The organism is Pseudoalteromonas sp. Hal040, from assembly GCF_037162425.1.
Classification (GTDB): Bacteria; Pseudomonadota; Gammaproteobacteria; order Enterobacterales; family Alteromonadaceae; genus Pseudoalteromonas; species Pseudoalteromonas gelatinilytica.
The window spans coordinates 1,838,434-1,859,907 of sequence record NZ_JARLUU010000001.1 but is presented as its reverse complement, the minus strand read 5'-3'; the positions used below and the strand labels follow the sequence as shown (position 1 = coordinate 1,859,907).

At 39.8% G+C, this 21,474-nt stretch carries 15 protein-coding genes, 2 tRNA genes and 2 pseudogenes; 9 read left to right on the top strand and 10 right to left on the bottom strand.

Going from position 1 to position 21,474, the window contains the following annotated elements:
* Positions 1-10 precede the first annotated feature (10 nt).
* The 4 genes from galE to P4S60_RS08330 all read left to right on the top strand — a co-directional run bounded on the left by galE (position 11) and on the right by P4S60_RS08330 (position 8,066).
* Entirely contained in the window at positions 11-1,039 is a 1,029-nt protein-coding gene (galE, locus tag P4S60_RS08345; protein ID WP_337115638.1) for a UDP-glucose 4-epimerase GalE, read from the top strand.
* Positions 1,040-1,044: 5 nt separating this feature from the next.
* Positions 1,045-2,019, top strand: a complete 975-nt coding sequence (locus P4S60_RS08340; protein ID WP_337116841.1) for an aldose epimerase family protein — start codon at positions 1,045-1,047, stop codon at positions 2,017-2,019.
* An 89-nt stretch (positions 2,020-2,108) separates the two neighbouring features.
* A complete protein-coding gene (locus P4S60_RS08335; protein ID WP_337115637.1) occupies positions 2,109-4,391 on the top strand; it encodes an alkaline phosphatase D family protein in 2,283 nt (760 codons plus the stop codon).
* Between the two features lie 207 nt (positions 4,392-4,598).
* The gene (locus P4S60_RS08330) at positions 4,599-8,066 is read left to right on the top strand and encodes a TonB-dependent receptor (protein ID WP_337115636.1); all 3,468 of its coding nucleotides are present in this window, start codon (positions 4,599-4,601) and stop codon (positions 8,064-8,066) included.
* Between the two features lie 58 nt (positions 8,067-8,124).
* On the opposite strand, the gene P4S60_RS08325 is transcribed toward P4S60_RS08330, so the two are convergent.
* A complete protein-coding gene (locus P4S60_RS08325; RefSeq protein ID WP_337115635.1) occupies positions 8,125-8,607 on the bottom strand; it encodes a hypothetical protein in 483 nt (160 codons plus the stop codon).
* A gap of 57 nt (positions 8,608-8,664) precedes the next feature.
* The gene (locus P4S60_RS08320) at positions 8,665-9,030 is read right to left on the bottom strand and encodes a hypothetical protein (RefSeq protein ID WP_337115634.1); all 366 of its coding nucleotides are present in this window, start codon (positions 9,028-9,030) and stop codon (positions 8,665-8,667) included.
* A gap of 363 nt (positions 9,031-9,393) precedes the next feature.
* Here P4S60_RS08320 and P4S60_RS08315 point away from each other — a divergent pair.
* Positions 9,394-11,755 (top strand): annotated as a pseudogene (locus tag P4S60_RS08315) (alkaline phosphatase D family protein).
* 169 nt (positions 11,756-11,924) lie between these two features.
* Here P4S60_RS08315 and P4S60_RS08310 read toward each other — a convergent pair.
* The 5 genes from P4S60_RS08310 to P4S60_RS08290 form a co-directional block, all read right to left on the bottom strand.
* Positions 11,925-12,371, bottom strand: a complete 447-nt coding sequence (locus tag P4S60_RS08310) for an antitoxin Xre/MbcA/ParS toxin-binding domain-containing protein (RefSeq protein WP_337115633.1) — start codon at positions 12,369-12,371, stop codon at positions 11,925-11,927.
* A gap of 535 nt (positions 12,372-12,906) precedes the next feature.
* Positions 12,907-12,983 (bottom strand) — tRNA-Val (locus P4S60_RS08305).
* 50 nt (positions 12,984-13,033) lie between these two features.
* A tRNA-Val gene (locus tag P4S60_RS08300) sits at positions 13,034-13,110 on the bottom strand.
* Positions 13,111-13,224: 114 nt separating this feature from the next.
* Positions 13,225-14,244: a DUF3080 family protein gene (locus P4S60_RS08295; protein ID WP_337115632.1), complete on the bottom strand. Its 1,020-nt coding sequence runs from the start codon at positions 14,242-14,244 to the stop codon at positions 13,225-13,227.
* On the bottom strand, positions 14,219-15,577 hold the full coding sequence (locus P4S60_RS08290) for an MATE family efflux transporter (RefSeq protein ID WP_337115631.1): 1,359 nt from the start codon (positions 15,575-15,577) through the stop codon (positions 14,219-14,221). The genes P4S60_RS08295 and P4S60_RS08290 overlap by 26 nt, the downstream gene beginning before the upstream one ends.
* 94 nt (positions 15,578-15,671) lie before the next feature.
* Between P4S60_RS08290 and P4S60_RS08285 the strand changes: the two genes are divergently transcribed.
* Positions 15,672-16,313, top strand: a complete 642-nt coding sequence (locus tag P4S60_RS08285) for a riboflavin synthase subunit alpha (protein ID WP_337115630.1) — start codon at positions 15,672-15,674, stop codon at positions 16,311-16,313.
* On the opposite strand, the gene P4S60_RS08280 is transcribed toward P4S60_RS08285, so the two are convergent.
* Both P4S60_RS08280 and P4S60_RS08275 read right to left on the bottom strand, forming a co-directional pair.
* Positions 16,310-16,513 carry a CPXCG motif-containing cysteine-rich protein gene (locus P4S60_RS08280; protein ID WP_337115629.1) on the bottom strand — a complete coding sequence of 68 codons (204 nt, stop codon included), beginning with the start codon at positions 16,511-16,513 and terminating at the stop codon, positions 16,310-16,312. The two genes, P4S60_RS08285 and P4S60_RS08280, sit on opposite strands and share 4 nt — an antisense overlap.
* A 228-nt stretch (positions 16,514-16,741) precedes the next feature.
* Positions 16,742-17,601 (bottom strand): annotated as a pseudogene (locus P4S60_RS08275) (fructosamine kinase family protein).
* Positions 17,602-17,713: 112 nt separating this feature from the next.
* Between P4S60_RS08275 and P4S60_RS08270 the strand changes: the two are divergent.
* The gene (locus tag P4S60_RS08270; protein WP_337115628.1) at positions 17,714-18,409 is read left to right on the top strand and encodes a DUF445 domain-containing protein; all 696 of its coding nucleotides are present in this window, start codon (positions 17,714-17,716) and stop codon (positions 18,407-18,409) included.
* Positions 18,410-18,462: 53 nt separating this feature from the next.
* Here the strand turns inward: P4S60_RS08270 and P4S60_RS08265 are convergent, their stop codons facing one another.
* Positions 18,463-18,825 (bottom strand): DUF3718 domain-containing protein, encoded by a 363-nt coding sequence (locus P4S60_RS08265; RefSeq protein ID WP_188730786.1) that lies wholly within the window; start codon positions 18,823-18,825, stop codon positions 18,463-18,465.
* Between the two features lie 358 nt (positions 18,826-19,183).
* On the opposite strand from P4S60_RS08265, the gene P4S60_RS08260 reads away from it, so the two are divergent.
* Both P4S60_RS08260 and P4S60_RS08255 read left to right on the top strand, forming a co-directional pair.
* Complete coding sequence (locus P4S60_RS08260) at positions 19,184-19,969, top strand: hypothetical protein (RefSeq protein WP_337115627.1); 786 nt, start codon at positions 19,184-19,186, stop codon at positions 19,967-19,969.
* A gap of 111 nt (positions 19,970-20,080) precedes the next feature.
* Complete coding sequence (locus P4S60_RS08255; protein ID WP_063704983.1) at positions 20,081-21,463, top strand: amidohydrolase; 1,383 nt, start codon at positions 20,081-20,083, stop codon at positions 21,461-21,463.
* Positions 21,464-21,474 lie beyond the last annotated feature (11 nt).

Here is a 21,474-nt window from a genome sequence, read left to right as displayed (position 1 = left end):
GGGGTTTAAAATGGAAAAAATACTTGTTACCGGAGGTGCCGGATACATTGGCAGCCATACCGTGTTGAGCCTGTTACAAAGTGGCTTTGAGGTTGTGGTTATTGATGATTTAAGTAACTCAAGTCGTGAGTCATTAGCACGAGTCGAAAAACTAGCGCAAAAGAAAGTAGAGTTTATTCATGCCAGTTTATTGGATGAAGCTAAACTCAAAGCAACGTTTAGTGCCCATGACTTTAGTGCCGTTATTCATTTTGCAGGTTTAAAAGCGGTGGGTGAATCAATGCAAAAACCGCTGAGTTATTATCAGACCAATTTACTATCGAGTGTTAATTTGTGTCAGTGTATGCTCGAATTTGGTGTCAATAAACTGGTATTCAGTTCATCTGCCACTGTGTATGGGGAAGGGGCTAAACCGCCTTACACGGAAAGTTTGCCATTGGGTCGTCCAGCGAGCCCTTATGGACAAACAAAGGCGATGATTGAGCAAATTTTGACAGATGTGGCTCGCGCTAACTCACAATTTCAGGTTGCAAGTTTACGTTACTTTAATCCCATTGGTGCCGATGCCAGCGGTGAAATAGGCGAAGACCCGCTCGGTATTCCTAATAATTTAATGCCCTTTATTGCTCAAGTAGCCGTGGGCAAACGTGAACAGTTAGCTATTTTTGGTGGGGATTACCCAACCGAAGATGGCACATGTGAGCGCGACTACATCCATGTTACTGATCTTGCAAATGGTCATGTTAAGGCATTGCAGTGGTTATCCAAGCAAAACCATGGGTTATACGAAGCTTTTAACTTAGGTACCGGCACGCCTTATTCGGTGTTGACCATGATGAAAGAATTTATTCGTCATACTGGCGTTGATATTAAATTTACCATAGCACAAAGAAGAGAAGGCGATTTAGCTGCGTTTTGGGCTGATGCTAGTAAAGCAACAGAAGTACTTAATTGGCAATGTGCATTTACCTTGGCCGATATGATGAAAGATACATGGCATTGGCAAAGTAAAAATCCCCAGGGCTTTTTAAGCGAGTAACCGTGATGCAGACAATAACGCTTAAGCAGCACAATGGATTAAAAGTGACTTTAAGTAGCTATGGCGCTACTATTCGATCAATTGAGGCGCCTAACGGCGATCACCTTGCTTTGTGTTATGACAATGAAGACGATTGGCGCAGTAATCCAGTTTATTTAGGTTCTACAGTAGGCCGTGTTGCTAATCGCATTGCTGATAGTAAGTACCTCGGTGAGCAACGTGTGATTAATCTCGTTGCTAATGAGGGCGTTAACCAATTACATGGTGGTAAAAATGGGTTAAGTCATGTTGATTGGCAGGTAATCGAGCACGATATCAGCAATAATAAGGTGGCTTTTCGCTACGTTAGCCCTAGCAATGATCAAGGTTTTCCTGGTCGTGTTGAGTTTATTGTTAGCTATCAGCTTAGTGATAACCAGCTAGTGATCACAATGCAAGGTGATCCAAGTGAAATCACTCCACTTAGTTTAACCAATCATATCTACTGGAATTTAGCGCTAAGTAAACAGCACGATGTTACAGATCATTTTGTGAAATTACCGGCCAGGTTACGGTTATTAAAAAATGAGCAAAATATTGCAAATGGTGAGTTTGCGAATGTTTATGACAGCCATTATGACTTTGCTGAATTTACCAAGCTTGCTTCAGTTCTAACTGGCAACGGTTTTGATGATTACTATTTATTAGACCCACAGGGGGCAGGGCAATTAAAGCTTCATGGCTCTATTTTAAATAAAACAACGGGCTACCAAGTTGATATACATTCAACGGCACCGGGTTGTCAGTTTTATACTGGATTTTACCTTGACCCGCAATTTAAGCATCTTGATGGCCAACAATTTGGCCCTTACATGGGGCTGTGTCTTGAGCCTCATGAACTTCCCAATGCTGTTAATCATCCACATTTTCTCAGTACGCTTTATGCGCCAGAGAAACCGTATTACCAACAAATAAAATTTGAGATCCATTTACCACAATAAAAATAATTAAAAATAAGGTAAGCTGATATGAAACGGAGAAACTTTCTTAAATTAAGTGCAGGGTTAATTGGCTCTAGCATGCTACCGGGTTGTGCGGTTTTTTTGCATCAGTTCGGCCTGAGCTGGCAACGACATTTCCAATTGATACTAGCAAAACAAATGAACAAACGTGGTTGGGCGAGCAATATTGGGCTAACCGACTGCAAGATTGGCGTCGTGTTGGTAATGAATTACAGTGCATCCGAGAAGGCAAAGGCTTTGAAGCGCGTACCGTCTCATTATTAACACGCCAACTAAATAACTCGCTACAAAGTGCGCGCTTAAAAGTAACTGTGCGTAATTTAACCCCAAGCAAAGAGGGTTTTTGCGGTTTTTTACTGGGTGTGGGTAAAGGGGAGTTAACTGCAAAAGGGGCGGCTTTAGCCCAACGCGCAGGTGGGGTTAATGGCGGTCTGGTTGCTGCGTTCGATAGCAGTGGGAAATTATCGTTTCGACAATTTGATGACGAAAGTAAAGCACTTGAGTTTGCCACAATTAATCGTGAGCTTTTTAGTCTAAAACAATATCAAGATGGCTCAGCCATTACATTAGATTGCCAACTTGATCCAATTGATGCAAATCACTTTGATATTCGTTTGAGCGCAATTGATGCCAGCACAGGCCAAGAGCTTGGCTTTGCTGTTTTACATCAGGTTCCTGCAGAGCAATTACACGGTGGAATATCTTTATTAAGTTCGTCTAAGCCATATAAAGCGGGTGCCCGCTGGGGCTTTAGCCAAATTGAAACTGGTGGTGAAAAAATCACTGAAAATAATGCCAACTCATTAGGGCCTGTGATGGGCTGTATGTATACAGTTAATAGGCATGCATTACGTATGACCTGCCAATTAATGCCTGTAAACTTAAACAGCATAAAACAAGTACGCCTCGAGTTTAAAGCTGAAAATGAACAGCAGTGGAATACAGCAGCCACTTCCCCGATTGAGGATGGCTATGTTGCGCGGTTTGCATTAAACGATTGGGATTATTTAACTACCTACCAGTATCGTATTGTTGATGAAACAGCACCCGATGTTACGCTTTACTCAGGCTTAGTTGCAAAAGATCCTCAAAATTCAAAAGAATTTAAAATTGCCCTTTACTCCTGCATTATTCCTACCTCAAAGAGTTTAGATAATACCAATTATACTCGATTAATTGCTAGTGAACGTGACATTGGTCGTTATACCAAAGACAACATTTTATTCCCTCATACTGAATTAGTGGAAAATGGTGCATTTCATGAACCCGATATGTATGTTTTTTGTGGCGATCAATATTACGAAACTTATCCGACACGGTACGGGCGTGATACCGAAGATGCCAAGCTAGACACACTCTATAAGTGGTATTTATGGTATTGGGCGTTTGCAAACAGTATTAAAGATAAGCCTACGATAATTCTTGCCGATGATCATGATGTGCTACAAGGAAATCTGTGGGGAAATAGCGGTGAAAATTCGGACATGCCAAAAGAAGAAGATGGCGGCTTTAAATGGGATAAAGATTTAGTACGCATGGTTTACCGCATGCAGCATGGACATAACCCTGAACCATATGATGCAACGCCTATTAAGTACGATATACCAGTAGCGTATGCCGCATTTGAATATGGTGGAATTAGTTTTGCCATTGTGGAAGACCGGAAATTTAAATCTCCGCCGGATTATAAAGCTGACAAACTTGCAACAACGGGTGAGCTATTAGGTCAACGCCAAGAGTCATTTTTAAAAGCTTGGCAAAGTATGCACCCAGGTAAACCTAAAATTTGTATTACGGCATCAATATGGGGGTCACCACAGACAGATGAAAAAGGGAATGCACTCATTGACTTTGATTCAAATGGTTACCCAGCGGATGGTAGAACCCGGGCAGTTAAGTTGGTCAGTGAAGCCAATGCATTGGTTATTGCCGGTGATCAGCATTTAGGCTTGTTAGCTTATCAAGGGATTGAGGATTACGATGATGGTAGTTTATTCTTTGCCGGACCTGCCAGTGCCGCATTTTGGCAGCGCTGGTTTGAGCCTAAACCAGCGCTCTCTAATCAACGCAATAACGATAGAAATACGGGAGAATTTATTGATACCTTTGGTAATAAAATGCGTGTATTAGCGGTGGCAAATCCAAAAATTAGCCACCAAGAGTTTGCTAAACAAAATAACAGCTGGGGTAAATTTTTGGCCGACCGAGAGCTCAAAAGTGAAGGCTATGGCATTATCAAGGTCAATCACCAGCAGCAACACTATCAATTAGAGTGTTGGGAGTGGTGCACCGACCCTGCAACGGGTAAACAATTTGCAGGTTGGCCTTATGTTAAAAAATTTAACAAATAATTTAACTGACTTTTATAAATAACGTTGAATCCCTTTAATTTAGCGAAACCGTGATAACGAGTGCGAAGTAAGCGTGAAAGCAGCCTCGCTTTTTTTAGAATTCATTTAACATTGTTAACAAAATACAGTTGACAATGAATTGCTGCTCATACTATTGTTTACAAAACAACAACCTGACAACATAATAAAACCTTCAACGGGGAACACATGACGACAATAAAGAAGACATTTAAACTCAGCGCATTGACAGCAGCGCTATTTGCTTCGAATTTGATTTATGCACAACAACAAGAAGATGAAAAAACAAAAGCTGAAGATGATATTGAAATCATTGAAGTAAGTGGCTTAGCAGCAAGTGTAAAAAAATCAATCAATGATAAACGTTTTGCTGAAAACGTTGTTGATTCAATTAACGCTGAGGATATTGGTAAGTCGACAGACCAAAACATTGCCGATGCGCTCTCACGTGTAACGGGTGTGTCAGTACAGACAGTGGATGGTGAAGGCGCACGAGTGACTGTTCGTGGTGCTAACTCTCAGCAAAATAATATTAGTATGAACGGTGTACAGCTCGGCTCAACGGGCTACAGCCAAGGTGTCGATTTATCTCAGTATTCATCAGATATCTTATCAAAAATCGAAGTAGTAAAGACCCCAAGTGCAGATCATGAAGAAGGTGCATTAGGTGCGAATATTAACTTAACCACAACAAAGCCACTTGATTTAAATTATGAAATAAACACCGTGACGCTTGAAGGTCGTTACAACGACTTATCAGAAGAAGATAATTATAAGGTGTCGGGCACTTTTTCTCGTAAGTTTTTTGATGATACGTTTGGTGTGGTTGTTACAGCCGTTAAAGAAACTAATGCTTATCGTAAAGATCAATACTCAGCAATAGAGTGGTTTGCGACAGAGTCTCCTCTTGCTACCGATACCAACGGTAATATTGTTGAAAATGTTGTGGGGATAGCACCTCAAACGACTCAATATCAATATCATGAAAGTGAAAATGATAGAACCAATTTTAATATCGGTTTGCAGTGGATTGCATCAGAAAAAACTGAGTTCAATTTTAATGCGATTTTAGGCAAGCAAGATATAAATAACTCTATGCATGGCATTAATACTCGCTCTAATCAATATGGAAACTTAGTGGAAGGTGTTGACCCTGGTTTAGGTGGAACAGGACCTGCCTTATTTACAGATCCCGAAGCAGATTGGCGTACCATTGATTTAGAAACCAATACATTTACTAAGTTTGTAAATCGCTTTGGCAATGGTGGGTTGGTACAATCTGAGGGTGATTTTGAAAATAAAAATCAAATACTTTCATTGGATATGAATCATAGCTTTACTGACTCCTTTGCAATGGAAGCAGGTGTTGGTTACTCTAAAACTGAGCAAATCCCCAATAACTCTGTGTATGTGGCATTACAAAATTTTGGCAATATTAATGCGTGGATAATAAATAACGTACCGCCAGAAGATATAGAGCCTGTGGGCTATGATTGTACCAGTAGCTCGGTATGTACGTTAGTTTCAGGTGAGGGTTTAATTGATTATGGCCCAAATGATAACTTTGGTGATCCGCTAAATATGTGGGATAACTATAGTACTACAGGTTTTAATGCTGATGAGTTAAGAGCCCAGCACCTTTCATATATGAGCCGTACATTAAATGAAGTTGAAGATACACAAAAATCATTATTTGTAGACTTTGATTATGTTTTAGACTCAGATAACTTTCGTTCTATAGAGTTTGGTGCTAAATGGTCTAATCGTACTAAGTATGTTGATGCACAAGTAGGTTCATTTAGCACTGTTGGTGAGGGTGTCGTAGTATTGAATCCTTACACTGGTAATCCTGCAGTACTGGGAAGCGGTCTGCGTGATATTACCGGAGAAATGGTCACCGATGGTGAAGAGTTCCCAGTTGATGACTTTATGGCAGGTCTTGGCTATGGTCGTGATAGCATTACAGATGGCTGGAACCGTTTCTCTGCATTTAAGGCATTTGAAGTTGCTCAAGGTAGTAGCGAAGTCGCATTTAATACCGATGATTCAAATACCCGTAACACAGAATTAGATAATTTAGCGCTCTATACAAAGCTAAACTTTGAGTTAATGGACGGTAAGATCACTGGTGATGTGGGTGTTCGCTATGTGAGAACTGAAGTTGAAGTGCAAGGTGCTTCAGGTGTGCAATTTGCGTTTGACCCGTCAAATGCTGCTCGCTTAATGGATCCATTTAAATTAGCTGAGTTACGTGATACCAGCCTAGCTGAATGTGCACCTATTTTATTTTACGGCACAGACTACAATGCTGAGTCTCGCTGGTCACGTGTCGATGGTTTAGGCTACGATACCAAGGGCACAAATGATTTAACTGATGACGTTGCGTTACCTGATCAAGGCCCGTGTCATGATCCTAATGCAATACAAGGCAACCCAAATGAGTCAGAATGGTGGTTATGGCGTCACTCTGATGTTTCAACAGAGAAAAACTATGTGTATGGTGAACGTAAGTTTGATGAAAATGGTAACTTATTGCCAACTGAAGACCGAAGCTTACGTTCTTTCAGTGTAACTGATGAGCATGAATATGACGTATTCCTACCGAGTTTAAATCTAAATTATTTGTATGACGAAGATACCATTATTCGTTTTGCGGCTTCTAAGACCATGGCGCGTCCGCAAATAGATTCTCTTCGCCCTGGCTTTAAAGTAAAAGAAACACAATGGGGTGGTGATAATCGTAATAACACTATTACACTTACCAACCCTAAATTAGATCCACTTGAATCATTTAACCTTGATTTATCTTATGAGTGGTACTTTAACAAGTCAGGTTTGTTAGCTGCTACGTTGTTTTATAAAGACATGACTAACTTTGAAGAGTCAGAAACAATCGTTACTTACATGGATGATTTACGTGATGTAGGTTTAACAGAAGGCGAAACCTATGATCCAAACGATCTCGTTCTGATTGCCGGTCAAGATAGTTTAGAAGGCTGTATGCCTAAACGTTTTCAAGGTAGTACAGATTATCAAGAAGATTGGATGTACTCAGGCGATTTAGAACAAATGTGTGCCAAATTTAATACTACCCGTATTAAAAATGGTAAAGGTGCGTCTATCAAAGGTCTAGAGCTACAATACATGCAAACCTACGACAACCTACCAGGTATTTGGTCTGGTTTAGGTTTACAAGCTAACTACACTTATCAAGATAGTGAATATGAGCAAGAAGTTTCTTCTATCGATAGTAACGTTAAAGTGCCATCACTTGCTGTTGCATATACACCTGAACACAGCTACAACTTAACGGGTTTCTGGGAGAAAAATGGTCACCAATTACGCCTATCTTATCAAGGGACTACAGATCAGTTAGTACAACGTTCTTGGGAGAATGGTTCGCTTTGGGAAGAAGGTCGTCAAACACTTGATTTCTCGGCTACTTATCAAGTTTCAGATATGATTTCAGTGTCTTTCCAAGTAGCTAACTTAACAGATGAAGGAGTTCGTCAGTACTTCACTAGCCGATTCTTAGAAGCGGGCGGTGTCACTTTTGATGAAGGTAGCCCACTTGAAGGTGAAGCAACTAAGTCACGTACGGTTTATCAATATCATACCGGACGTACATTTAGGCTTAATACCCGTATTAATTTCTAAACTTCTTATCCAATAAAACGCAAAGCCCGCAGCATCGGCGCGGGCTTTTATATTTCCATTAAAAAATAAAATAATTTGTGTCACTTTTCATTCTCAAGACAATGGTGCGCTGCTGTAATGCTGACACACTTTTAACAACCTCTGGCCAATCAGTGCCAGCGATATTTAGCGGTTTGTTGACTGTTTGATAGATGTTTGTACGGGCTTGTAGCGCCACTTCTTCTGACTTTAAACAGCTCGCGTTTTGCGTCATTTGAGTAAACGCAGATTGTGCATTTTCAGTGGCAAAATTATAAAATAGGCCATTATAAGTTTGCACTGCGGTCGCACTTCTGAAAATTTCGCCGTATATGTATACATCCAATTGTGTATTGCTTGCAGTATTTATAAAGCTATCGTGAAATGAGCGTTCGACACTGCTGGCGACTAAGTAATAGTAAGCATTTGACATTTTTCCTAACTGTTGCTCGCTACTGGCGATGACCACAATTTCACTCAATGTCATTAATAGTTTGCGGATCAGATCGTTAATTTCATACATTGTGTGAACTTCTCGACCAAATTGCGCTATGTATGCTTTACTTAGGTGATTTTTTCATCAGCTACTTGTCTGACTATTTGCAGATCGCTTAATTGTCTGCTGGTTCTCAGTAATGAATTGTTTAAACTGATTAGCATTTGTTAGCGCGTTTTGTCGATAAGCGAGCATCTGTTGCTGCGCTTGTTGTGCACCTGAAGCTGCATCAAGATACAACCTTGTGTAAAACCCTTCTTCTAACAAACTTGAAATCATTGGGTAAGTGACATTAGCGTAATCGAGTATTGCATCAAGCTTACTTATCGCTTGCTGCTGCGCCAAAGAGGAACGTACTTTTTCAACTGACATAAGCCCTGTAATTAGTAAAGGAATGAGCACTAGCGTTAAAATTCGTGTCTTGATTTTGTATTTATTTAGAAATGACATAATGAATCAAGCTGATGTTGATTGTTAACAATTAGCCAAGGCTACATTTTTTTGTCATTAAATAGCAACCATTAATTAGCGAAATAATAAAGCAAAGCATAAAGTTGCGGTTCAGTGTTTAGTTAAATGTTTTATTGTGTTGCGTTAATAAATGACAAACGTGTTAAATATAAGGGGTTAAATCAATGTCGAGCCATGTGTTATTGCGGGTGAAATAGGGGTCTTCAAAACATGTAATCTTACATTTGAATGAAGTTTTTATAATTTCTTAACGTTTTTATGAAAACAAATGCTGATATTTTTAACGAAAATATGTATTGTTTGTTTACTGTTAACAATATTCAATGTGTGAGATTGAAAATTATGAATAAAAATATATCTCGTCGCTCAGTTATCAAAATGTTTGTTGCTGGGGTTGTTGCAACTGGCCTCTCTGGCTGTACTCGTCATTTAGGTGCTATGAATTCAACCGTTACTAGCGGTACCAAGGCTCACCGTGATAACTGGTATAAAACGTATAATAGAGTTTGGCTTGGTAAACAGTATTGGGCTAATCCGATGGAAGATTGGCGTGTGAATAACGGTGCGGCTGAATGTATAACTCGAGGGGGAATCGCAGTGTTCATTCTCTAACACATCAAATAACGAATATTGATCAAGCTTTTTCCATGTCAGTGGAGGTTACGCGTTTAGAGCAAAATAATAACGATGGGGGGCGGGTATTCGTCTTGGCGCTAAAAGTGAACTCAATGAATACCGTAGTAACTGTTTTGTTCAACAGGGATATGACCTCGGTATTAAAAATAACGATTTAGTGTTAGGTAACAACACTGTGCCTTTAACTAGTCAGATAGAGAATCAAGCCGTTACTTTAACACTTACTGGGACTCCTCAATCAGGTGCTATGGCATTAGAGCTAACGGCTCGTTTAACATCATCCGAAAAAATAATCGGTACGGTTACCCATTTACTACCTGCATCAGAACTATTAGGTAATGTTGCGCTAGTCAGTAATTTCTCAATTCCATCTGTTACTTATGAAACTATGCCAGAAGATAAATTAGGCGCACGTTATAAATTTAGCCACTGGGCTATGCAAGGTGAAGCGTTCTCTGTTACTGATGAACAGTCATTTGGGCCTATTCTTTGGACTATGTATTCTTTAAGCGATACATTGAGTCATGAAGGATTTGTGATGAAGTTGAGTGCTTACACAGGGCCAATAGGTGAGCAAGATAATCAACAATTAGAGCTGCAGGTACAACGTGACAATCAATGGATTGCTATCGACTCACAGCGTATTGACCATGATGGCTGGTTGGCGACTTTTCGTATTGCCAACTGGGATGAGAAAAAAGATACGCCTTTTCGAGTTGTATATCTTGAGAAATTCAGCGATGGTACACGCGCGGCCGATCTATATTCAGGGATTATAAAAGCAAACCCAAGCAGTAATACATTACGAATGGCTGCATTGACCTGTCAAAATGATTATGGTTTTCCCTATCAGCCTGTAGCGCAAAATGTTGAAAAACTAAATCCTGATTTGGTGTTTTTCTCTGGCGACCAAATTTATGAAAGTCATGGTGGATTTGGTGTAATTCGCACGCCGGATGATTTGGCAATTTTGAACTATTTACGCAAATTTTATCAATTTGGTTGGGCTTTTAAAGAAGTCATGCGTAATCAACCGACAATTTGTTTACCTGATGATCACGATGTACTGCAAGGGAACTTGTGGGGTGAGGGGGGCGCAAAAATGCAAAATATTGCAAAAGACCCTTCAGCAAGTGTTTTAGGTGGTTACATAGATTCTGCGCGGGTGGTTAATATGGTACATAAAACATCGCTTAACCATCACCCTGATCCTCATGATCCTACACCAACGAATGGCATTAGTTCGTATTATGGGGCGATGCTATACGGCGGTGTTGGTTTTGCCATTCTTGCCGATAGGCAATGGAAAAGTGGCCCAGAGCGGATAAATGTTGTGGTAGGAAAAACAGGGCAAGACGAAGATCCGCTTTATTATAACCCGCTATTCAATCCTCCAGGTTTGGATCTGCTAGGAAATCGCCAAGAGAATTTTCTTAAAGCGTGGGGTAATGACTGGCGTGGACATAAATTAAAAGCGGTATTAAGCCAAACCGTATTCGCTGCTATTTCTACTCATCAGCCTTCGCCAGATCGCTTCTTAAAGTATGATTTTGACTCAAGTGGTTGGCCTGCCTCTGCACGTAACCGTGCAATTGATGCAATGCGTGACTCTATGGCGTTACATATTTGTGGCGATACCCATTTAGGTTCTTTATCGCAATATGGTGTAAATCAACAAAGAGATAGTAATTGGGCTTTTTGTACGCCTGCCATTTCAGCAGGTTGGCCAAGGTGGTGGAAACCTGACTCAATGAATATGCCTTACCAAAACCGCCCTGCACATGGACTTGGCGAAACAGGCGAATATAATGACACTTTTGGTAACAAGATTTATGTCTATGCGGTTGGTAATCCAGAGGTTGGAAAATCAAATAACCGCTATGTGAAAGCACATGAAAAAGGCAGTGGTTTTGGTTTCATTACGTTTGATTGTGACAACCTCACTTACACAATGGATGCCTATCGCTTTTTAGTCGATGTTAACGATGGTAAAGCAAGAAATCAGTTCCCGGGCTGGCCTGTAACAATTCATCAGCAAGAGAACAAAGGTAACAACCTGTTAAGTTAACTTGCTTCTCTAAGTATCACGCATCATAAACATATAATTTATGTTGCGTGAAAAACTTGACTAGACTGTATAGCACAAAGCTTTATGAAAACCAGATACTCTCCACTATAGGTCGTGTTTGAAACTAAAATTGTCATTAAGTTTATTGTTACCAAACAGTAAATTGTCATTAAGCTATAAACCCGTACTGAAGCTGCTTAATTACATTCCTTATCAGCTCGCGGCCACGAATTGAGTTTAAGGCGGTTACAGGTGCTTTGCCATTGAACTGAATATGAGCAGTATTTAACCATGCACTCCAGTTTTCTATATTTCCGAAATAATCAATACCCACTATGCTTATCCTTGCTACTTCAAGCGCCTGTTCGCTAACTTGAGAACTTAAGAGTTTCGTCTTGTTTTGAGATAGCTTTGTTGATGTAGTGCCTATTGCCTTTGCTACTGTTGCAATATCCCAATCAATAGCACTAGCAAATGCATAAACTCCTGATGCTTTTATTCCATGTTTTACTAGCTTAACTTCAATAAGTGGATTGGAATCAAATGCTAGTTCTTTGCATGACATTATACTAATGAGGTCAGTGTTATTTGAAAATTTTGACTGACTTTTTGCCATTATCCACCCACATATAAATTCTCACAGAGATATAATTTTAGCAGAAAAATATTTTTTAATTAGCATTAAAGAAATGGGGTGCATAAAGTCAAATATAAAAGACGTGTTAGGTTAGCTGTTGTAATGATGTCATTGCTATTAAAATTTAGTATTTCAATAGGTTGTTTTCGTGCTCATTAAAAATCAATACTTGTGCACAAAAATCCTGTTGGACACAGTGCTTAAAATTCATGACTAAGATGGTGGTCATTAATTTTGACCTCTATTACTATAGGTAGGGGTAACCATTTTTAGTCAATGTAGTGGTCAAAAATACAGGAGAAAAAAAGTGTAAATTTACCTAAAGGCACATAGGCACAAACTTGGGCACAAAAATTAAATTCTGCTCCTGATATACCTAATGTTAATATGTTTAAATATTACTTTGAATTAGGAATAAAAAATCTAATTTTATGGTTTTTAAGGAATAGTTCAGTAAAGAACTGTTATTTTTATCGCTGAAATTATAAGCAGTATTGCTTGTAATTTATTGATCTGGTACGACTGAGTGGATTCGAACCACCGACCTCTACCATGTCAAGGTAGCGCTCTAACCAACTGAGCTACAGTCGTACAATAAGGATTTGTGCAATATAATTTATTCATAAATGGCAGAATAAATTTGGTACAACCGAGTGGATTCGAACCACCGACCCCTACCATGTCAAGGTAGTGCTCTAACCAACTGAGCTACGGTTGTATTTTGATTTAAAAATGTTGTTAGCGTGGCTAAACAACGGAGGCTAATATATAGCGACTGGTTGTGTGAATCAAGCAGCTTTAGCTATTTTTGTGCTAAGTGCTGGTTTTTTATTCATAACGGACTAATTTCGCACGTTCTATAAAAACCTTGCCACCAAGCAACATGGCTTTTCGCAGAGTGCTTAAGACTTTGTAAAATTGCGTCATTACTGTCGCTATCTACAAACTGGGCCAATTCGGTGTCATGCCATATTTGCTGGTAAAGAGGTTGTAGGGTTTCTAATCGACCCACTAAGAATGATTGATAAGGCTGTAATTGCTCTAAATAAAACTTTTTAAACACATTACTTAGCGTTTGTGGTTTTTGTTTATTCTTGTTGGCAGGGCAGAGATCATCTTTTGAGTACTGCATGAGCAACGCTGTTAATTGTTGATTGTAATGTGTTTGCGCCCTTGCGGCGGAAATGAGTAACTTGTTGTATTTAAAGCGGTTTAATACTTCGAGTTGGCTGATGATTTGATCTGGCTCTATAGCGTTTATTTTGCCGTTATTAATATGATTGTTTAATTCAGCAATTTGCTCCATCGCGCTCACGGTTTCGCTAAAACCTGCGGTGTTTTCATCAATGTGTGTCGAACTTAGCTGCCAGCTTTGCTTAAATTCGCTTTCGTTGAGCAGCATAGCCTTAAAGTAGTTAGGAAGGTTTGCTTGCTTTTGTACTGCGGTGAGTTTTATTTTTTCAAATAGATCATCTTGTTCTTCAAAGCTTTCTAAGCATTCATTTGCGCTTTGAATAAACTTAATTTGATAACTAAGAATGTTAGCAGGCGTTGCTGTTTTGCCAAGCTGGTTATTGTGTTCAGCAATAAGGGTTGCAAGTTTACACTGACGTAATTGGGCAAGCTCGAGCATACCAATGGTTGCTTTATCTTCATTATTTTCTGCAAAGTGGTTTACAGTGAGTGTACTCGGTTTAGATAGCTTAAAACTTTTGGTTTTAAGCACGTTTTCTAATCGTTGTGCGTAGGTGTGATTTACATCACCTGAAGAGGGCGTGCAGGCAATAAGTACCATGCACGCTGTTGCGATAACAGAGTTTAAAAGGCTATTGGTTTTGCAAAAAAGGTGCATGTTTAAATCGCCTATGAACAGTGAACATCAACATAATTGCTGCGGCACTTAAACCCACAATAATGCCTATCCAAAAGCCATGAGGGCCCTGTGCTGGAACAATGAAATCTGTACGAGCAAGTACGAAGCCAAGCGCAAAGCCGATCAACCAATAGGATACAAAGGTGATATAACCAATCGGTGCCGTATATTTTAATCCCCGCAAAATACCATTAGCAGAAACTTGCAGGGCATCTGGTAACTGGTAGATACAAGCCAGTACCATGATTGAAGAGGCAAGTGCCAATACTTCAGGGTTATCGGAATATAATTGGCTAATTATATCTCGAGTAAAAAAGGTCACACTTGCCAGCAGAAAAGCAATTATCGCAGCTAGAATATAACTCGTTTTAACGGCATTTTTTAATTGCTGATAATGTTGTTGGCCAAATAAATTGCCTATTCGTATGCTAATGGCAATTGAGAGGCTCAACGGCATCATAAACAATAATGTCGTTACACTGGCTGCAATTTGGTGACCCGCAACAGCAACAGCACCTAAGTGCGCTATAAACAAAGGAATACAAGCAAATAGCGTGACTTCAAAAAAGGTAGCTAATGAAATAGGGATCCCCACTTTGGTGATGGCGCATAAAGTAGCGGGCTTTGGCGCTTCGAAATTTGCTAATAATGCTTTGGCATCAATCTTTTTATTAAAGTGGCAATAAATAACCTGAGTTAACGCCATTGCTGTAAATACTAGCGCCGTGGCAATACCACAGCCTGCGCCACCGTAGGCTTGAAAACCTAATTTACCATGTATAAATACGTAATTGGCCGGGATATTGACCGCCAAGCCAATTAAGCTAATGTAAAAAGCTGGTTTGGTCATTCCCATACCTTCAGTGATATTGCGATACACACTGAAAAGTAAAAAACCAAAAATACCCCATTTTACAAAATGAATGTATTGCTCAGCTAAGTGGGTAATAGACTGTGAGGTGTCTAATTGACTAAGCACCGTATCAGCAAGGCTTGCCAGCCCTAAACCGATTATGGCAAGTACTAACGCCAGATACAGACCTTGTTGAAAGTAGTGGCTAATACCTTGTTTATCGTTTGAGCCAGCAAACTGCGCAATGATACCCGTTAACGCCAATAATATGCCTTGCAGTGCAAGCATCAACGGATTCCAAATACCCGTTGCAATAGAAAGTGCTGCTAAGTCTGTTGCACTTACTTGGCCTGCCATCACTGTATCAACAACCGTCATTAAAATAAGGGTTACCTGTGCCAAAAAAACAGGAATGGCTAACGAAATTAACCTTTTGGCTTCCCAACTACAAAAAGACATAAATTACACGACTAAATAAACAGACAGCCATTGTAATCTATTCATAGATCAATAAAAATCGCAGTTATCTATTTAATGAAGAAAAGAGAAAGCGATGTTCACTGGAATTGTTCAAACGCAAGCCGTTGTGGTTGATGCGACTAACCAAGGCGGTGTACTAAGGCTAGCTTTAAAAGTAGAGCAGCAATATGCTGAAAACCTGAATATCGGCGCAAGCATAGCCATTAATGGTTGTTGTTTAACCGTAGTGAAGTTTGCATCTACCACTGAAGGTGACTGTGTTATAAATTTTGATGTGATTGATGAAACATTAAAGTTAACCAACCTAGGTATGCTGGCTGTCAATGATACGGTGAATTTTGAGCGTTCGGTAACTTTCGGGACTGAACTGGGAGGCCATATCGTGTCGGGTCACATTCATTGTATAGCCGAGATACTTTCAATTAACCACCATCAAAACAACTGTAAAATGCAATTAGCATTAGCAAAAGAGTGGCAAAAATACGTGCTTTATAAGGGATTTGTAAGCGTTAATGGGGCAAGCCTCACTGTAGGTGAAGTTGATGAGCAGGGCTTTTGGCTACACTTGATACCAGAAACACTTTCTATTACCAATCTAGATAACTACCGTGAAGGCGATAAGTTAAATATCGAAGTCGATCAGCAAACTTATACCATAATCAACACGGTCGAAAATTATCTCTCGCAAGAAGGACATATAAAACGAGCAAATTAAAAAATTTGCTCGTCGTCACTATCGACATGTAATTCAAGTTTGTTGTTTGCGTAATCGATATGCATATTCAAATGGATAGGGTTACAGCATGCTGCGCAATCTTCATAGTAATCTTGGTCACCTTCGCTTGCATCAAGTGCTACGTGAACGTGGTGGCCACAGTGCGGGCATGAAATTCGTTGTGTGTATTGGTCTTTCATCAGCTTTTACCTTAATCAGGCATGCCTGAGTTCGTTAAATTGCAATCTTATTAAACCCTAACTCATTAAAAATGAATCTAGATTTAATAAGATTGATATAACTCACTAACCGAATTGGTATAAGCGTAGCGCTACAACAAACGGCTAGCATCTTTATTAATACGCTTTATAAGCTAAATATAGCTGGGTTTAGGGGTTTGTGACATTCCTTTTACAGTGAATTCGCGCTTATTTCAGTAGCTGATCAATTTGTTGTTTTGCTTCAGTAAGATAGTGTCCTGCAAATATGTTGGCATTATTGAGCATAGGATATAGTTGATAGATAGCTCTACGTTGCTCATAACCTACCTGCAGTGGATAGATATCGTTGTAGGCATCATAAAAGCTATCTGGGAGTGGTGCATAAAGCTCACTCATTGCTATATCGCATTCCCGATCACCATAATAACAAGCAGGGTCAAACACACTGGGTACATTATTATAAAAGCCCATATTTCGGCGCCAAAAATCTCCGTGTAATAACGAAGGTTCTACAACATGGCTATGTAGTGCGTCTTTTACAAAAGTGATGAAGGTGTCTTGATTGACAAGCTCAATGCCTTTTTCTTGTAATAACTGCAATTGCCAACCAATGCGTTCTTCAGCAAAAAAACATCCCATTTTTTGTGCCAGCGATTTGGTTGTAGAGTAGGGCCAAGGAAATTATCGTTATCTAAGCCAAACATAGCTTGAGTATGCTTTTGGTGTAAATGGGCAAGGTGTTCCCCCATTTCATGCCAATTGGTATGGGGCTGTTTATCAAGCTCCAACCATTCAAGCACGATAAATGAAAATTCAATATTGCAACCCGTGGTGATGCAATCTGGGATCATAAATAGGCTTTCTTGGGTTAATAGCTCAAGATTAAAGGCTTCGCACTCTAAGCGCTCCAGATCGCTTAAATGAGCGACTTTCACAAAGAAGTGGTGTAAATCATCGCCAATTTGGAAGTATTTATCGTTATTGGGGGATTGTAATTGGCGCTTAAAGGTATGCTTAAAATCAAAATGCATCGCTTGGCTAATCTGTTCATTCACCGAATTCCACATAATTTTGTTCACCTTTTAACCATATAATTAAACTATGGCAAAAAGACGATGAATTAACAAACCCATAGCGTTAATATTGTTAAAGTTTATCGAAGTATTTATGAGGGATTGGATGAATAAAAGTCTAATTACTAATTTAGTGGCGCTTACCTTAGTATTAGTCGGATTTTTATTTGAACAAGCAATTGTGCTTTCGGTTGGTTTATTTGCGTTATCGGGCGCAGTAACTAACTGGCTTGCTATTCACATGCTATTCGAAAAAGTACCATTTTTATACGGCTCAGGTGTTATCACTTTAAAGTTTGCCTCTTTTAAAGTGGCTATTCGTAACTTGGTAATGACCGAGTTCTTCGCTGAAGAGAAAATCGATCAGGTCATGGCGCTCGCTAAACCAAATATTGATTTAGAGCCTGTGATCAGTGAAGTTAATTTAAGCCCAGCTTATGACTCTTTAATTGAGGTCATCGAAAACTCACAATTTGGTGGCATGCTATCAATGTTTGGCGGCCGTGATGCGCTTGAGCCGATGCGTGAACCTTTCATAGAAAAAATGAAAGCAGCTGTGATTGATATTTCTAAGAGCGACGAATTTAAAACGATTCTTGATGAAAAGCTATTTGCCAACTCTCATCTTGGCGGCTCATTGCATAGTACCGTTGAGCGTTTAGTTGATGAGCGCTTGAATGAGCTTACGCCAACCATGGTGAAAGATATTATTCAAACCATGATCAAAGAACATTTAGGTTGGTTAGTGATTTGGGGTGGAATATTTGGCGGCCTATTTGGCCTGATCGCCGCGCTAGTATAAAGAAGAAGGAATTTGTAGCAGGCCTTTAAAGACCTGCTACAGCGAATTCATCATTATTTAGAACCTGCAATTACAATCACAGTGTCATCAGATGCTTTAGCAATATCTTGGATACTGGTTTTTGTAGCTGTATCTAAATTTAGGTATTTTGCAGAATTATGAAAACCATAAGTGCTTGCAAACTTATCCGTTGTCATGTCATTGCAAAGTAGTTTTTCTGTCATTACGCGTTTGCTCAAGCGTAGATCACGCATTGTGCTTGATACATTGAGTGGTTTGTTAGAGGCAATAGCCATACACGCTTGCGTGCCAGGCGAGTTATCAGCGGCAACAAATTGTGCTGCGTTTGCGTCTGTTACTGCTAGTGAAGAACCTAAAATTAATGCTGTACCTAGTGCTGTTGTTAACGTATTCATCTTTCTCTCCAGTTGTTGTCCGTATGACGTTAAATATGTGCGACCTCGCTTTTTTGGATACTTCACACTTCCTGTTTGCTGGGCACATTTAAAGTATTACGCTAAACAAGCACAATTGCTGTTAATGAAAATCGACAAGATGTAAGTAAGTATGTAGATGTGAACAAGCAAAACTAACCGCTTGAAAAGTGCTATTTTAAAGTGTGAATTTTGACACAAATAGGCTGAAATTTTTTTCATTTAATTTTTAAAAACGTGTTCTAGCTCGTATTAAATGCTTAATTTTTACGTGGCTGTTACATTTAAGTATTAACTCTACCTTTTCATAAAAAGGCTAATCAAAGTATAAGGAGCATGAGTGACCACAAAATTAGCAGGCTATTATCAACAAGCCTATGCATCTGAATCAAAACACTTTAATCAATGTTTTTATTGTGGTTGTGAAGCAACTGAGCGAGATTTTTGTCCGCCACTGCATATGCTGCAAAGTATTATAGATTTGGGCGAAGAGGCCGAATATATTTCAATTCCTGCTTGTTATGAGTGCTTTGCATTACTGCATAACGAACGTGTACTAACCATTGATGGGCGAGTGAGAAAGCTTAAAAAGAAACTTTCAGCAAAATATGCAAAAGCACTGAGAATTTATCACATGTGGCATGAAAGTGAACTTCACGATATGAGCGATGAGTTTGTACACAGCATTAAGGCCGGCATGAAGCTAGGTGCAGAGGCGGCAGAGCGACTTGCATTTCAAGGTTATAGCTATGCAACTGAAGATGCCAGTGTCACTATTCGTGAGAAGCGCGCCGAATTTGATGTGCAAGGCAAAGTTTTTTATGACTTTAAAGACGCGCTTAACTACTGCATTAATGATTTGAACTTAGACAGAACTGAATTCTATAAACTGGTGGTGGAAGATTATAACGGTGATTTTAACCGTGCTTTAAGCCAGTACCATCATAGACACGATAAAGTAACTGCAGCAAATGATGCTGATTTACTGATAAAAAGTTTTGCGAAGCAGCATAAACAAAATTCAGACTTTGTAACTCGCACGGTGAAACATTTTATCAACAAAGATCCGAGTTTAACTACCGAAGGTGCGTTAGAGCAGCTATATAACAACTACATAAAGAAATAGAGCGGCGCGGGCTGGTTATTCATCTTGAAAATTGGTGACTGGCCTCTTTTGTTCGCATTCACATTAACATTTAGTTAAAGTAAATGAATAATAAAAAGGAGAAACAACATAATGCAAAAATTTGCTCCATCCGTGTTGGTTATGGCGCTTGGTGTCGCGTTAGCGGGCTGCCAAGACAATGGCCCACAAGATCCAAAAGTCTCAATTAACAAAAACCCATACCCAAGCACCTATAAGCCACTTGCATCGCAAAGTACGTTAATCACCAACGCTACTGTATTAACAGGCACAGGTGAACGCTTAGATGATGCAGATGTTTTCTTTGTTGATGGCAAAGTACAACAAGTAGGTAAGGACCTATCTGTTCAAGCAGACAAAACTATTGATGCACAAGGTAAATGGGTAACACCAGGTATTATTGATGTGCACTCACATTTAGGTGCATACCCAACTCCTTCGGTGGCCTCTCACCAAGATGGTAACGAAATGACTAGCCCAGTGACTGCAGAAGTGTGGGTTGAGCATTCAGTATGGCCACAAGACCCTGGTTTTAACCGTGCTCGTGAAGGCGGCATTACGTCGTTACAGATTCTACCAGGTTCAGCAAACTTAATCGGTGGCCGCGGTGTTACGCTTAAAAACATTCCATCGCACACGATGCAAGGTATGAAATTCCCTGATGCACCGTATGGTTTAAAAATGGCGTGTGGTGAGAACCCAAAACGTGTTTATGGTCGTAAAGGTGTTTTACCATCAACGCGTATGGGTAACATGGCGGGCTATCGCACAGCGTGGATTGACGCAACAGAGTACAAGCGCGAGTGGGATAAATACGAAAGTGACTATGCTGCTGGTAAAAACCCTGCAGCACCTCATCGTGACATTAAGCTAGATACACTAGCGGGTGTGTTAGAAGGTGACATTTTAATTCATAACCACTGTTATAAAGCAGAAGAAATGGCCATGATGATCGATCTCGGTAAAGAGTTTGGTTATCACTCTGGTACTTTCCATCACGGTGTTGAAGCATACAAAATTGCTGACTTACTGGCTGAAAACGGTAACTGTGCGGCACTTTGGCCAGATTGGTGGGGCTTTAAAATGGAAGCCTACGATATGGTTCAAGAGAACGTAGCAATTGTTGATGCAGTTAAAAATTCATGTGCTGTTGTTCACTCAGATTCTGATACAACGATTCAACGCCTAAACCAAGAAGCCGGTAAAGTAATGTACCGCGCGAATGATGTGGGTTACGACATCTCTGAGCAACACGCAATTAAGTGGATCACTTCAAACGCGGCTAAATCGCTGGGTATTGATGATAAAACAGGGTCACTTGAAGCTGGTAAGCAAGCTGATGTGGTTATTTGGAACCAAAACCCATTCAGTGTTTATGCAAAAGCTGAACAAGTATTTATCGATGGTGCCAAAGTGTATGATCGCAACGATGATAAATACCAAGCACAAAGCGATTTCATGCTAGGTCAAAAATAGGAGTAACATTG